This window comes from Vibrio sp. MOR3 (genome assembly GCF_001557775.1).
GTDB classification, from domain to species: Bacteria; Pseudomonadota; Gammaproteobacteria; order Enterobacterales; family Vibrionaceae; genus Vibrio; species Vibrio jasicida.
Genome location: NZ_LNRD01000009.1, coordinates 161,579 through 176,151 on the forward strand (window position 1 = coordinate 161,579; position 14,573 = coordinate 176,151).

At 45.0% G+C, this 14,573-nt stretch carries 14 protein-coding genes and 1 riboswitch; of the genes, 13 read left to right on the forward strand and 1 reads right to left on the reverse strand.

Annotated elements, in window-relative coordinates; all coding sequences use genetic code 11:
- Positions 1-206 precede the first annotated feature (206 nt).
- The 3 genes from uvrB (at position 207) to luxU (ending at position 4,294) form a co-directional block, all read left to right on the forward strand.
- Entirely contained in the window at positions 207-2,237 is a 2,031-nt protein-coding gene (gene uvrB / locus ATB76_RS17610) for an excinuclease ABC subunit UvrB (protein ID WP_038869344.1), read from the forward strand.
- Between the two features lie 312 nt (positions 2,238-2,549).
- Entirely contained in the window at positions 2,550-3,953 is a 1,404-nt protein-coding gene (gene luxO / locus ATB76_RS17615; RefSeq protein WP_038869346.1) for a quorum-sensing sigma-54 dependent transcriptional regulator LuxO, read from the forward strand.
- Positions 3,950-4,294 (forward strand): quorum-sensing phosphorelay protein LuxU, encoded by a 345-nt coding sequence (gene luxU / locus ATB76_RS17620; RefSeq protein WP_080869631.1) that lies wholly within the window; start codon positions 3,950-3,952, stop codon positions 4,292-4,294. Before luxO ends, luxU begins: the two co-directional genes overlap by 4 nt.
- Before the next feature lie 98 nt (positions 4,295-4,392).
- Here the strand turns inward: luxU and ATB76_RS17625 are convergent, their stop codons facing one another.
- The gene (locus ATB76_RS17625; RefSeq protein WP_038869348.1) at positions 4,393-5,286 is read right to left on the reverse strand and encodes a YvcK family protein; all 894 of its coding nucleotides are present in this window, start codon (positions 5,284-5,286) and stop codon (positions 4,393-4,395) included.
- A 173-nt stretch (positions 5,287-5,459) separates the two neighbouring features.
- A riboswitch (molybdenum cofactor riboswitch) is annotated at positions 5,460-5,593 on the forward strand.
- Here ATB76_RS17625 and moaA point away from each other — a divergent pair.
- From moaA to oppF, 10 genes are all read left to right on the forward strand, one after another.
- Entirely contained in the window at positions 5,582-6,571 is a 990-nt protein-coding gene (moaA, locus tag ATB76_RS17630) for a GTP 3',8-cyclase MoaA (RefSeq protein WP_038869349.1), read from the forward strand. (Overlaps the previous riboswitch by 12 nt.)
- Positions 6,572-6,666: 95 nt before the next feature.
- On the forward strand, positions 6,667-7,179 hold the full coding sequence (moaB, locus tag ATB76_RS17635; RefSeq protein ID WP_038869350.1) for a molybdenum cofactor biosynthesis protein B: 513 nt from the start codon (positions 6,667-6,669) through the stop codon (positions 7,177-7,179).
- 26 nt (positions 7,180-7,205) lie between these two features.
- Complete coding sequence (gene moaC / locus ATB76_RS17640) at positions 7,206-7,685, forward strand: cyclic pyranopterin monophosphate synthase MoaC (RefSeq protein WP_038869352.1); 480 nt, start codon at positions 7,206-7,208, stop codon at positions 7,683-7,685.
- Entirely contained in the window at positions 7,682-7,939 is a 258-nt protein-coding gene (moaD, locus tag ATB76_RS17645; RefSeq protein ID WP_038869356.1) for a molybdopterin synthase sulfur carrier subunit, read from the forward strand. The genes moaC and moaD overlap by 4 nt, the downstream gene beginning before the upstream one ends.
- A gap of 1 nt (position 7,940) precedes the next feature.
- Entirely contained in the window at positions 7,941-8,396 is a 456-nt protein-coding gene (gene moaE / locus ATB76_RS17650) for a molybdopterin synthase catalytic subunit MoaE (RefSeq protein ID WP_038869358.1), read from the forward strand.
- A gap of 561 nt (positions 8,397-8,957) precedes the next feature.
- Positions 8,958-10,589, forward strand: coding sequence for an ABC transporter substrate-binding protein (locus tag ATB76_RS17655; protein ID WP_038869516.1), 1,632 nt, complete (start codon positions 8,958-8,960; stop codon positions 10,587-10,589).
- A 106-nt stretch (positions 10,590-10,695) separates the two neighbouring features.
- Positions 10,696-11,616 carry an oligopeptide ABC transporter permease OppB gene (oppB, locus tag ATB76_RS17660; protein WP_038869362.1) on the forward strand — a complete coding sequence of 307 codons (921 nt, stop codon included), beginning with the start codon at positions 10,696-10,698 and terminating at the stop codon, positions 11,614-11,616.
- A gap of 15 nt (positions 11,617-11,631) precedes the next feature.
- A complete protein-coding gene (oppC, locus tag ATB76_RS17665) occupies positions 11,632-12,534 on the forward strand; it encodes an oligopeptide ABC transporter permease OppC (protein ID WP_061035817.1) in 903 nt (300 codons plus the stop codon).
- Between the two features lie 30 nt (positions 12,535-12,564).
- Entirely contained in the window at positions 12,565-13,536 is a 972-nt protein-coding gene (locus ATB76_RS17670) for an ABC transporter ATP-binding protein (protein ID WP_038869383.1), read from the forward strand.
- Complete coding sequence (oppF, locus tag ATB76_RS17675; RefSeq protein ID WP_061035818.1) at positions 13,533-14,525, forward strand: murein tripeptide/oligopeptide ABC transporter ATP binding protein OppF; 993 nt, start codon at positions 13,533-13,535, stop codon at positions 14,523-14,525. The genes ATB76_RS17670 and oppF overlap by 4 nt, the downstream gene beginning before the upstream one ends.
- Positions 14,526-14,573 lie beyond the last annotated feature (48 nt).

Below are 14,573 nucleotides of genomic sequence, written 5' to 3' on the forward strand. Positions count from 1 at the left end.
AACTTGTGGAAATTATAACGTGATGAGTGCAGACGCTTCATCGACTAGGGCGAAAGACTATATCAGAACGTGTTAAATAAGGCTAGATCAAAGTAGAGAAAGCACAAAATTTAATAGTAATGAGCTATAAATCATAGATAGACGTAGATTTCATCTTTGAAGGTGTATATATATACAGCCAAAGTGCAGTAATTTTGAGGAAGGGTATGAGTAAAGTTTATGAACTGGTCTCTGATTATCAACCATCTGGTGATCAACCAACAGCCATCAAGCAGTTGCTAGAAGGGTTAGATTCCGGTCTTGCCCACCAAACACTCTTAGGTGTAACGGGGTCTGGTAAAACATTTACATTAGCGAATGTTATTGCAGAAGCGCAACGACCAGCGATTCTACTCGCACCCAATAAAACACTTGCTGCTCAGTTGTATGGTGAAATGAAGTCTTTCTTCCCCAATAACGCGGTGGAGTATTTTGTTTCGTACTATGACTACTACCAACCGGAAGCGTATGTTCCGACCACGGATACCTTCATAGAGAAAGACGCGTCAGTTAACGCGCACATTGAACAAATGCGTTTGTCCGCTACAAAAGCACTACTAGAACGTAAAGATGCCATTATTGTCGCGTCGGTATCGGCTATCTATGGTTTGGGTGACCCTGAATCGTATCTACAAATGATGTTGCACCTGCGTCGCGGTGATGTGATTGATCAGCGCGATATGCTACGCCGCCTTGCAGAGTTGCAATACTCACGCAATGACGTCGCATTTGAACGCGGTCAGTTCCGTGTTCGTGGTGAGGTGATTGACATCTTCCCAGCCGAGTCAGATCAAGATGCTGTACGTGTAGAAATGTTTGATGATGAAGTCGATTGCATCAGCGTATTCGACCCATTGACTGGTGTGGTCAAGCAGCGCGACTTGCCGCGTTATACTATTTACCCGAAGACGCACTATGTCACGCCACGTGAGCGTATTCTTGATGCAATTGAAAGCATTAAAGTTGAGTTAGAAGTTCGTAAGAAACAACTACTAGACAATAACAAGTTGTTGGAGGAACAGCGTATCAGCCAACGTACTCAATTCGATATTGAGATGATGAACGAATTGGGTTTCTGTTCAGGTATCGAAAACTACTCTCGTTACTTGAGTGGTCGTGCCGAGGGTGAGCCGCCACCGACACTATTTGATTACTTGCCTCACGATGGTTTGTTGATCATCGACGAGTCGCACGTGACGGTTCCGCAAATCGGTGCCATGTATAAAGGCGACCGTTCGCGTAAAGAAACGCTGGTGGAATTTGGCTTCCGTTTACCTTCTGCTTTAGACAATCGTCCGATGAAATTTGAGGAATTTGAGTCGATCTCACCACAAACTATTTTCGTGTCGGCAACTCCAGGCAATTACGAATTAGAAAAATCTGCAGATGAAATTGCCGATCAAGTCGTGCGCCCAACGGGTCTGCTTGATCCTGAATTGGAAGTTCGCCCAGTGGCAACTCAGGTCGATGACTTGTTGTCTGAGATTCGAATTAGAGCGGCTAAAGATGAGCGTGTTTTGGTAACTACACTAACCAAACGTATGGCAGAAGACTTAACGGAATACCTGCATGAGCATGATGTTCGAGTGCGTTACCTTCACTCAGACATCGATACTGTCGAGCGAGTCGAGATCATTCGAGATCTGCGTTTGGGTGAGTTTGATGTGCTGGTTGGGATCAACTTGTTACGAGAAGGTCTTGATATGCCAGAGGTATCACTGGTGGCGATTCTTGATGCGGATAAAGAGGGCTTCTTACGTTCAGAGCGTTCTTTGATTCAGACCATTGGCCGTGCGGCACGAAATATCGAAGGTCGAGCGATTTTGTATGCAGACTCGATTACAAAATCGATGAAAAAAGCAATGGATGAAACGGATCGTCGTCGTGAGAAACAGAAAGCTTACAACGCAGAGATGGGTATTGAGCCTCAGCCTCTGAAACGCAATATCAAAGACATCATGGAATTGGGTGATATTACTAAATCTAAGCGCCAGCGTAATACCAAGCAGGTACCATTATCTAAGGTGGCAGAACCTTCGCAGTCTTACGACGTGATGTCACCACAGCAATTGGAAAAAGAGATCAGTCGTTTAGAAGCTGCGATGTACCAACATGCTCAAGATCTTGAGTTTGAATTGGCCGCACAAAAACGCGATGAGATAGAGAAACTACGAGCGCAGTTTATTGCCAATAGTTAACTCTTTAGGCCTACCAAAACCCGAGTGCATTTGTATTTGGGTTTTATATTTCCCCAAAAAACAGACAAAAAAGAAGCCAATAGGCAGTCGGGTCTATTGGCTTGTTTTGTGAACATATCGTTCACTAACAACGTCAGTTGGCTAGGTGACCCGAGGGGTCATTAAACAAACAGCATGGTTTGTGCCATATTTTAACCTGTTGATATTCGGTTTAATTTGTTTAGAATACCCACAATCTAACGAATGTTTATTTGCAAAATGCAAAGCGTAATGCGATTATTATTTAAAACACAACAAAAAATCGGCTAGGCTATGCAACAGATAACAGAAGGTCAAAAGTCACGTTACCTATTAATGGTCGAAGATACCGCTTCCGTTGCGGCATTGTACCGTTCTTACCTAACGCCACTCGGCATTGATATCAATATTGTTGGAACAGGCAGAGATGCAATCGAAAGCCTGAATCACCGTATTCCGGATCTTATTCTTCTCGATCTTCGTCTGCCAGATATGACGGGGATGGACGTATTGCACGCGGTGAAGAAAAGTCACCCTGATGTGCCAATTATTTTCATGACTGCTCACGGTTCTATCGATACCGCGGTAGAGGCGATGCGTCATGGCTCTCAAGATTTCTTAATCAAACCCTGTGAGGCTGATCGGCTGCGCGTAACGGTAAATAACGCGATTCGTAAGGCAACGAAATTAAAGAATGAAGCCGACAACCCAGGTAACCAAAACTACCAAGGCTTCATCGGCAGTAGCCAAACCATGCAGCAGGTTTACCGCACCATTGACTCGGCAGCGAGCAGTAAAGCCAGTATCTTCATTACTGGTGAAAGTGGTACTGGTAAAGAGGTGTGTGCCGAGGCGATTCACGCAGCAAGCAAACGTGGCGATAAGCCATTTATTGCGATCAACTGTGCTGCTATCCCTAAAGACTTGATCGAAAGTGAGTTGTTTGGCCACGTTAAAGGTGCGTTTACCGGAGCAGCAAATGACCGTCAAGGTGCAGCTGAACTGGCTGACGGCGGGACGTTGTTCCTTGATGAACTATGTGAAATGGACTTGGATTTACAAACCAAGTTATTGCGTTTCATCCAGACGGGTACGTTCCAAAAAGTAGGCTCTTCTAAGATGAAGAGTGTGGATGTTCGCTTTGTGTGTGCGACTAACCGCGACCCGTGGAAAGAAGTACAAGAAGGCCGTTTTCGTGAAGACTTGTATTACCGCCTTTACGTGATTCCTTTACATTTGCCGCCACTACGCGAACGTGGTGAAGACGTGATCGAAATTGCGTATTCTTTGCTGGGTTATATGTCTCACGAGGAAGGCAAGAGTTTTATTCGTTTTGCACAAGATGTGATTGAACGTTTCAACAGTTACGAATGGCCGGGTAACGTTCGTCAGTTGCAAAACGTGTTGCGTAATATCGTGGTACTGAACAACGGCAAAGAAATTACTCTGGACATGCTACCACCACCACTGAATCAACCGGTGGTTCGTCAATCGATTTCAAAATTTATTGAACCTGAAATCATGACAGTGTCAGACATTATGCCGCTTTGGATGACTGAAAAAATGGCCATCGAGCAGGCGATTCAGGCGTGTGATGGCAATATTCCACGCGCTGCGGGTTACTTAGATGTCAGCCCTTCAACCATATATCGCAAGTTGCAAGCTTGGAATAATAGGGAAGAAAAACAAAACGTATGAGCATGGATGTATTGAATCAGCAAAAAATCGACGAATTGGCCGCGGAAATTGGCCTAGATAACGTTCCTATTTTGCTGGATATTTTCCTCGGAGAAATGGATGTCTATATCACCAACTTGTCGCAATACCAAGGCAGTGAGCAACTGATCTATCTAAAGGAAATCAGTCATGCTTTAAAAAGCAGTGCCGCCAGTTTTGGGGCTGATCGCTTGTGTGATTTGGCCGTAGCGATTGATAAGAAAGCTAAATCAGGTGAGTTAGTAGAAGGGGGGGGAGACATTACTTCGATGTTAAACTTGCTTCACATTACTCGTGATGCGTATCGTTTATGGACGCAGTAGCCCTGTATTAAACCTTGTAAAAACAAAGCCCTTCACGTCGGTGAAGGGCTTTGTCATTTTATACGCTCAGGTGCCTCAATTGTAGGCCACTTCTTGTGTTATTTTGCAACCAATTGGTTTTCAATCGCTAACTTAAGTTTGTCACGATCATGACGCCAGTCGCGGTTGGTAGACGCCAATGACTCGGTGACCACATTCCAGTTATCCAGAACCTCTTGATCGGTTTCCTCTGCAAGTACGACATCAATCTGTCTGCCTTGGCATGCTCGCTCACACCATTCCAGCTTTTGTTTCATCGTCATACGACCCGCTGGACCATATTCTGGACTAAGGTTCGCCACAAAAATGACTTTTGCTTTTTGGTTCGCTGCGATTGCTTTCCCCAATTCAGGTAAGAGTAGCGGTGGCATGATACTCGTTAGGAAGCTACCAGGGCCGAGGATGATGGCGTCAGCTTCTGCAAGAGCGGTTACCGCCTCTTTTGTTGCTGGCACTTCCGGTGAAAGGTCTAATCGGCGAAGATCTTTATCCATTTCATCCACATTAGTTTCACCTGTTACCCATTGCCCATCTACAGACAAAGCAGTGAGGTCGGAAGGATGTTCAGACATAGGAAGAATGTTGACATCGACTTTCAACATATTGCGAATCAGATTGATCGCGTCTAAAGGGCGGACGGAGAGGTTATCCAATGCCGTGAGCATCAGGTTCCCCAAGTTGTGGCCATCTAATTCACCAGTCCCTTTAAAGCGGTACTCAAACATCATCGAGCTGATCGATGGCTCTGTGATCAACTGGTTGATACAGTTTCGTGTATCGCCCCAAGCTATTCCGCCTTGACAATGGCGGATACGGCCTGTTGATCCGCCGTTGTCAGTGGTTGCCACAATGCCCGTTGCATTGCTGCCAAAATCATTAAGTGCGGCCAGCATTCGACCTAAACCGTGACCACCGCCAACTGCGACCACTTTCTTATTGGTGTAGATATTCATTACGTTCTTCTAATAATCTTGTAAAAAGCGACTACAATTTATCTTAATGAGTGTCTTAACGGTACTCACTTAGCGGTAAATTGTGTTTCTAGAGAGTTTTTTATCACTCTGCTCTGGATTCCATTACAAATTTTAAGTATTTTACACGGCAAAGCTATCAGGGGGCTTTCCTCTGGTTGCCATAACTCCGAGCTCACTATGCTAAGTCTAAGGATAGGCGTTTTGAGCCAGTGACATACTGTCACAAGGGCATAATTGGAAATGATTATGCCTCCCGTGTTTGGAAAGGTGTTCCGTGGCGCAACAATTCGAAGACAAATTTCATCGTAAGTTCTATTACTTGCGTCTGTCTGTGACCGACGTTTGTAATTTTAAATGTACCTATTGCCTTCCTGACGGCTACAAGCCATCGGGCAATAAAAACTCGTCTTTTTTATCTCTACCAGAGATCAATCGTGTCGTAAGAGCGTTTGCAGATTGTGGTACCTCAAAGGTACGCATCACTGGTGGTGAGCCGAGTTTACGCAAAGACTTTACTGACATTATCCACTCTGTCGCAACCACGCCGGGTATCAAAAAAGTCGCAACAACGACAAACGGTTACCGCATGGCGAAGCACGTTGCTGACTGGCGTGAAGCTGGCTTGACCAACATCAACGTAAGCGTGGATAGTTTAGACCCTCGCATGTTCCATCAAATCACGGGTGAAAATAAGTTCACTGAAGTGATGAATGGTATCGAACGCGCGTTTGAAGTGGGTTACGAGCAAGTCAAAGTTAACGTGGTACTAATGAAAGACCTCAACCACAACGAACTGCCCGCATTCCTTAACTGGATTAAAGATCGTCCAATTCAACTGCGTTTTATCGAATTAATGCAGACTGGTGAAATGGATGATTTGTTTGCGAAACACCATGTTTCTGGTGTTGCTATTCGAAATCAATTAATTGCTAACGGTTGGTTACTCAAAGTTCGTTCTCATAATGATGGCCCTGCACAAGTGTTTGTTCATCCGGACTATAAGGGCGAAATCGGTCTTATCATGCCTTATGAAAAAGACTTCTGTGAGAGCTGTAACCGACTTCGCGTCTCTGCTAAAGGTAAACTGCACCTGTGTCTGTTCGGCGATCATGGCGTAGAGTTACGGGACCTATTAGAACGTGATGACCAAGAAAATGAATTGATTGAGCGTATTCAAGCCCAGCTGCAAACAAAATCGGTCAGTCACTTCTTGCATGACGGCAATACGGGTATGACGCCACATCTTGCGTCTATCGGCGGTTAAATTCAGATTTTACATTGGGAGCTGACGTGGCTTCCGATGACTTTCCAGAATCGATACTTTGCGTATCAAAATCAAATTAAAGAATAGGTGAACAAATGGGTCACGCTGAAAGCAAATTTCAACCTGCAAACATTGCCGTTCTAACGGTATCTGACACGCGTACAGAAGAAAACGATACTTCAGGCGGCTATCTAGTTGAGCACGCAAAGGAAGCGGGTCATAACGTTGTTGATAAACAAATCGTTATCGATGATATGTACAAGATTCGTGCAATCGTTTCTCAATGGATTGCTGACGAAAACGTACAAGCAATTATGATCACTGGCGGTACAGGTTTTACTTCACGTGATAGTACTCCAGAAGCGCTTAAGCCACTATTTGACAAAGAAGTGGAAGGCTTTGGTGAATTGTTCCGTCAGGTGTCTTACGAAGAGATTGGTACATCAACCATTCAATCTCGCGCCATTGCGGGCTTTGCTAACCACACTGTTATCTTTGCAATGCCTGGTTCTACAGGTGCATGCCGCACGGGTTGGACGAAGATCATCAAGCAGCAGCTAGACGCGAGTCACCGCCCTTGTAACTTCATGCCGCACCTATCTGTATAACCTTTCCTAAAAGCGAAGGAACAACAATGACCCAATTTACACATATTAATGCGTCTGGCGAAGCTAACATGGTCGACGTGTCTGCAAAAGCGGAGACCGTTCGTGAAGCGCGTGCAGAAGCATTTGTACACATGGCGCCAGAAACACTGCAACTGATTGTTTCAGGCCAACACCACAAAGGTGATGTGTTTGCAACCGCGCGTATTGCTGGTATTCAAGCGGCAAAGAAAACATGGGACCTGATCCCACTTTGCCACCCTTTATTGCTTTCTAAAGTTGAAGTCCAGCTAGAAGCGATTGAAGCGGAGAATAAAGTACGTATCGAATCAGTATGTAAGCTGGCGGGTAAGACAGGCGTGGAAATGGAAGCGCTTACTGCCGCTTCTGTTGCTGCACTGACAATTTATGATATGTGTAAAGCGGTGCAAAAAGACATGGTTATCGAGCAAGTCCGCTTATTAGAGAAAACGGGTGGCAAATCTGGGCATTTCAAGGCGGAATCATGATTAGAGTACTTTTCTTTGCTCAAACACGAGAGTTAGTTGGTATCGATGGTCTTGAGCTCGAAGGCGCGTTTGATAACGTTGAAGCGATTCGTGCACATTTAGTGGATGCTGGTGTAAATAAAGAGGGTAAATGGGACCTTGCGCTTGAGCCGGGTAAACTGCTTGCCGCAGTAAACCAGTCTATTGTTCCGCTAGACGCAGAAGTGAAGTCAGGTGACGAAGTTGCCTTCTTCCCACCAGTAACAGGGGGCTAAAATGGATCCTCGCGTTTCAGTGCAAGCTGAAGACTTCTCTGTTGATCAAGAATACCAGCGTCTATCAGAAGGGACAGCCTCTGGTGCTGTGGTCACTTTCATCGGTAAAGTTCGTGATATGAACTTAGGTGATAATGTCATTGGCCTTCATTTAGAACATTATCCTGGCATGACAGAGAAAAGCCTGATCGATATCTGTGACGAAGCCGAATCGCGTTGGCCGTTATTGGGCATCCGTGTAATTCATCGTGTTGGCGATCTCGACACTGGTGATCAAATCGTTTTTGTTGGTGTTTCTAGTGCCCATCGAGGTGCTGCCTTTGATGCTTGTGAGTTTGTTATGGACTATTTAAAGACCAAAGCACCTTTCTGGAAAAAAGAACGCACGATCAGTGAAAATCGCTGGATCGAGTCACGTGATACGGACCATCAAGCAGCGCAACGCTGGGAGAAGTAGAACTCTTATTTGTTCTACAGCTTAATCCTAAAAGGTCAGATGTATAGAGCAGCTGGCCTTTTTTCTTTTTTACTCTGCCAAGTTATCTCCAATCCAATTCTCCAGCGTGCGTAAAAGCCGTGTATTCCTCCATTTTTGCTCCCGGTGACCTTGTTCACAATAAAAAATATCAAACAAGATATATGCAATTATTAATTAGACTCAATGTGTCATAAATGTTAATTTTTGTTCATATATCTAGCATAAGATGCTATCAAAGAGTTTGATTTTAGAGTTATCGAAAGTTTAAGCTGCCAAATGGATGCTTGAATCCTTATTTCGCTAGGCAATACTTTTTGATTAGTATTTATTGCTAAATATGAGCACTAATTACAGAATTATTAGTTTTTTTGCTACATTTTTATGGCAAATTACTTTGAGGATTGCTAATGTGTGCCGCAGTCTTTGTAAGGTTTTAGACGTTTATGCTCAAAAAGTGCACTAAAAAGTTCTAAAATGCTGACCGTTCCAGTCCCTTGCAAAGAAGTCATGGATGCTAATGAAAAACTTGGAGTTTTACGCATGTATAAGAACAAAATCACTAAAGCCCTTCTTCTAGGTGCTGGTTTGGCAGTGGCTGCCACTTCAACTACCGCTTTCTCTGCTGATGTTCCAGCAGGCACTAAACTTGCTGACAAACAAGAACTCGTTCGTGGTAACGGTACTGAAGTTGCGACAATTGACCCGCATAAATCTCAAGGTGTTCCTGAATCTCATGTGATTCGTGATCTTCTTGAAGGCTTAGTGAATCAAAATGCAGATGGCGATACTATCCCAGGTGTTGCAGAAAGTTGGGAAACGACAGACAACAAAACGTTTACTTTCCACTTACGCAAAGATGCAAAATGGTCTAACGGCGACCCTGTAACAGCGCAAGATTTCGTATACAGCTGGCAGCGTGCTGTCGATCCAGCAACGGCTTCGCCTTACTCTTGGTACATGGAATACACCAAGATGAAAAATGCGAAAGACATCGTTGCAGGTAAAAAAGACAAGAGCGAGCTGGGTGTTAAAGCGACTGATGATCACACGCTTGTCGTTGAGCTAGACACTGCGGTTCCTTACTTCGTAATGATGGCTGGCCACACAACAATGAAGCCAGTGCACAAAGCAACAGTCGAAAAGTTTGGCGACCAATGGACAAAACCTGAAAACTTCGTAGGTAACGGTGCATACGTCGTAAACAAGTGGGTAGTGAACGAGCGTCTTGAACTTGTACGTAACGAACAGTACTGGGATAACGATAAGACCGTTATCAACAAAGTTACGTACCTTCCAATCGAGAACGGCGTTGCTGAAATGAACCGTTTCCTATCTGGTGAAATCGACTTCACGTCTAAACTGCCAACTGAGCACTTTAAGCGTTTGAAGAAAGAATACCCAGAGTCAGTATCGGTTGAAGGTAGCCTATGTACTTACTACTACTCATTCAATACGAAGAAAGAACCATTTAACGATGTTCGTGTACGTAAGGCGATCTCTTACGCGATTGACCGTAACATCGTAGCAAACGCAATTCTTGGCCAAGGCCAGAAACCTGCTTACTTCCTAACGCCTGAAATTACAGCGCACTTCAACCCTGAGCTACCAGCTTACGGTAAGATGACGCAAAAAGAGCGTAACGAAGAAGCGGCACGTCTACTTGCAGAAGCGGGTTACGGCAAAGACAACCCTCTTAAATTCTCTCTTCTATACAACACAGATGAGAACCACAAGAAACTGGCGGTAGCGCTAGGTTCAATGTGGAAGAAAACTCTAGGTCTAGACGTAACGCTAGAAAACCAAGAGTGGAAAACATACCTATCTACTAAAGACCAAGGTGATTTCGAAGTAGCACGCGCAGGTTGGTGTGGTGACTACAACGAAGCATCTTCATTCCTAACCCTTATGGTTAGCTCGAACACTACGGGTGGTCAGCACTGGGGTAATAAAGAGTACGATGCTCTGATCGACAAAGCGATTAAATCGACTTCAGAAGAAGAGCGTACCAAAATTTACCTAGAAGCTGAGCAGCTAATGGCGAAAGATATGCCTATCGCGCCTATCTACCAGTACGTTCGTTCTCGTCTACTAAATCCGCATGTTGGTGGTTTCCCAGCAAATAACGCGGAAGAAAAGATCTACTCAAAAGATCTTTACATCAAAGCAGACTAATAAAGTCGCTTCAAGACTATAAGAAAAAGGCCCACACGTCCTAATCACTGGACGTGCGGTGCCTATCATCAAATTTTTAACTGTCACAGACTGAAAGAGTGAGTTTATGCTTAAATTCATCGCAAAAAGGATATTTGAGGCGATCCCAACTATGTTGGTTTTGATCACCGTATCTTTCTTTCTCATGCGTTTCGCACCGGGTAACCCATTCTCGAGCGAGCGTCCATTACCGCCAGAAGTTATGGCGAACATCGAAGCTAAATACGGCCTAGATAAGCCAGTATTTGAGCAATATACGACTTATCTGACCAACGTTCTCCAAGGTGACTTTGGTCCTTCATTTAAATACTTAGACTACACAGTAAACGAGCTGATCTCGGTTGCTCTTCCTGTGTCAGCAAAGGTAGGTTTCATTGCCTTTATCTTTACTGTCATTCTTGGGGTAAGCATAGGGACGATCGCAGCCCTCAAACAAAATACTTGGGTGGATTATGTGATCATGTCGACCGCCATGCTCGGGGTGGTTATGCCCTCATTTGTATTGGCGCCCGCTTTAATCTATCTGTTCTCGTTGCACTGGAACTTATTCCCTGCCGGCGGTTGGAATGATGGCGGATGGCAATACCTCGTACTCCCAGTTATCGGTATGTCACTGCTCTATGTCGCGACGTTCGCTCGTATCACCCGTGGTTCGATGATAGAAACGTTGAACAGTAACTTTATTCGTACAGCACGTGCGAAAGGTCTAAGCTACCGTTACATCGTTATCAAACACGCGCTAAAACCAGCACTACTTCCTGTTGTGTCATATATGGGGCCTGCCTTCGTAGGTATCATCACAGGTTCGGTTGTTATCGAGACCATCTTTGGTCTACCTGGTATCGGCAAGTTATTCGTCAATGCTGCTTTCAACCGTGACTACTCGCTAGTAATGGGGGTAACCATCCTGATTGGTTTCCTATTCATTCTATTCAACGCCATCGTTGATATTCTACTAGCAATGATTGACCCGAAAATTCGCTACTAACAGGGAAGTATGGTTATGTTAACGAAAAAAGAGAATCTTGAAGCGGTCGAGAAATTTGCAGAGAATCTGGAAGTTGAAGGCCGTAGTTTGTGGCAAGACGCCCGTATCCGCTTTATGCGTAACAAAGCGGCAATGGTGAGCTTGTTCATTCTTACATTGATGACACTGGCGGTAATCTTTTTACCAATGATTGCCCCTTACACATTTGATGATACTGACTGGTATGCGATGCACGTCGGTCCAAGTGCTGAACACTGGTTTGGCACGGACAGCTTAGGCCGTGACCTTTATGTGCGTACGCTGATTGGCGGTCGTATCTCTCTAATGGTTGGTGTTCTAGGTGCATTGGTTGCGGTTGTGATTGGTACGCTTTACGGTGCGGCTTCTGGTTTCATCGGCGGTAAAGTTGACCGTATCATGATGCGTATTCTTGAAATCCTATACGCGGTTCCGTTCATGTTCCTAGTTATCGTACTGGTAACATTCTTCGGTCGTAATATTGTTCTTATCTTCGTCGCTATCGGTGCTATTGCGTGGCTAGATATGGCTCGTATCGTACGCGGTCAAACGCTAAGTCTACGTAGTAAAGAGTTTATTGAAGCGGCAAACGTTTGTGGTGTGGGTAATTGGAAAATCATCACTCGCCATATCGTTCCAAACGTACTGGGTATTGTCGCGGTTTACTCGACACTGCTTATCCCAAGCATGATTCTGACAGAATCATTCCTTTCATTCCTTGGTCTTGGTGTTCAAGAACCGATGACAAGTTGGGGCGCACTTCTACAAGAAGGTTCGCAAACAATGGAAGTAGCAATCTGGCAGCTGGCGTTCCCAGCAGCGTTCATGGTTGTGACTCTATTCTGCTTCAACTACGTCGGTGATGGCCTGCGCGATGCGCTGGATCCAAAAGACAGATAATTAAAAATAGAAAGAATAAAGGAAGCAATGATGAGTTTATTAGATGTCAAAGATCTGCGCGTAGAATTTACCACTCAAGATGGTATCGTGACCGCAGTAAACGATTTGAACTTCTCTCTAAACCAAGGTGAAACCCTAGGTATCGTAGGTGAGTCGGGTTCAGGTAAATCACAAACCGTATTCGCTATCATGGGTTTGCTAGCGAAGAACGGTATCATTTCTGGTAGCGCGAAGTTTGAAGGAAACGAGATCCTTAATCTGCCAGAAAAAGCACTGAACAAGGTTCGAGCAGAACAGATCGCGATGATCTTCCAAGACCCAATGACGTCTCTTAACCCATACATGAAAGTTAGTGATCAGCTTATGGAAGTTCTGATGCTACACAAAGGTATGGGCAAGGCAGAAGCGTTCGAAGAGTCTGTTCGTATGCTTGAAGCGGTAAAAATTCCAGAAGCTCGCAAGCGTATCACTATGTACCCACACGAGTTCTCAGGCGGTATGCGTCAGCGTGTAATGATCGCCATGGCGCTGCTGTGTCGTCCAAAACTGCTTATTGCGGATGAACCAACCACGGCATTGGACGTAACGGTTCAAGCGCAGATCATGGATCTGTTGAACGAGCTTAAATCCGAGTTCAATACCGCAATTATCATGATCACGCACGATCTTGGTGTTGTAGCGGGCTCTTGTGACAAAGTACTCGTAATGTACGCTGGTCGAACTATGGAGTACGGCACAGTAAACGAGATTTTCTACAACCCAAGCCACCCGTATGCGGAAGGTCTGTTAAAAGCGATTCCTCGTCTAGATACAGAAGGCGAGATCCTGCCAACAATTCCAGGTAACCCGCCAAACTTACTGCGTCTGCCACCTGGTTGCCCTTACCAAGAGCGTTGCCACCGCGTGATGGATCGTTGTAAACGCGAAGCACCAATCTTGACACCATTTGGTGATGGTCGTCAGCGTGCATGTTTTTCTGAATGGGAGGCTTGGAGCAAATGAGTACAGATAAAAAACTAATTCTGGATGTGTCTGATCTGAAAGTTCACTTCAGCATTGCATCGAAATCAGCGTGGCCTTGGTCAAAGCCTTCGAGCCTAAAAGCCGTAGACGGCGTAAATGTTCGTCTGTACGAAGGCGAGACTCTTGGTGTAGTAGGTGAGTCTGGTTGTGGTAAGTCTACGTTTGCTCGCGCGATCATTGGTCTTGTTGAAGCTACCGACGGTGAAGTGGTTTGGTTGGGTCAAGACCTGACGAAAATGAAAGACGTTCAACGCCGCGAAACGCGTAAAGAAATCCAAATGATTTTCCAAGATCCTTTGGCTTCTTTAAACCCGCGAATGACAGTGGGCGACATCATCGCTGAGCCGCTAGAGACATTCTACCCAGAACTCAATAAGCAAGAAGTGAAAGACCGCGTTAAAGAGATGATGGCGAAGGTAGGTCTATTACCTAACGTGATCAACCGTTACCCACACGAATTCTCAGGCGGTCAGTGTCAGCGTATCGGTATTGCTCGTGCTCTTATCCTAAAGCCTAAGATGATCATTTGTGACGAGCCAGTATCGGCGCTTGATGTATCGATTCAGGCTCAGGTAGTTAACCTACTGAAAGAGCTACAAAAAGAGCTTGGTCTTTCTTTGGTATTTATCGCGCACGATTTGTCCGTTGTAAAGCACATCTCTGATCGTGTACTGGTTATGTATCTTGGTAATGCGGTTGAGCTCGGTGAATCAGACGCTTTATTTGCCGATCCAAAGCACCCATACACTCGTGCCTTGATGTCAGCGGTTCCAATTCCTGATCCGGAGTTAGAACGCAACAAAAAGATTCAAATGCTAGAAGGGGACTTACCGTCACCTATTAGCCCACCATCAGGTTGTGTTTTCCGCACTCGTTGCCCACAAGCGACGGATGAGTGCTCGAAGACTAAACCAAATATCCAAGGCTCTGATGTTCACGCAGTTTCCTGTTTGAACGTAGCGATATAATCTAATTCAGCCTGTGACGGGCTTAAGCGCGGCTCCTTTTATAGGGTC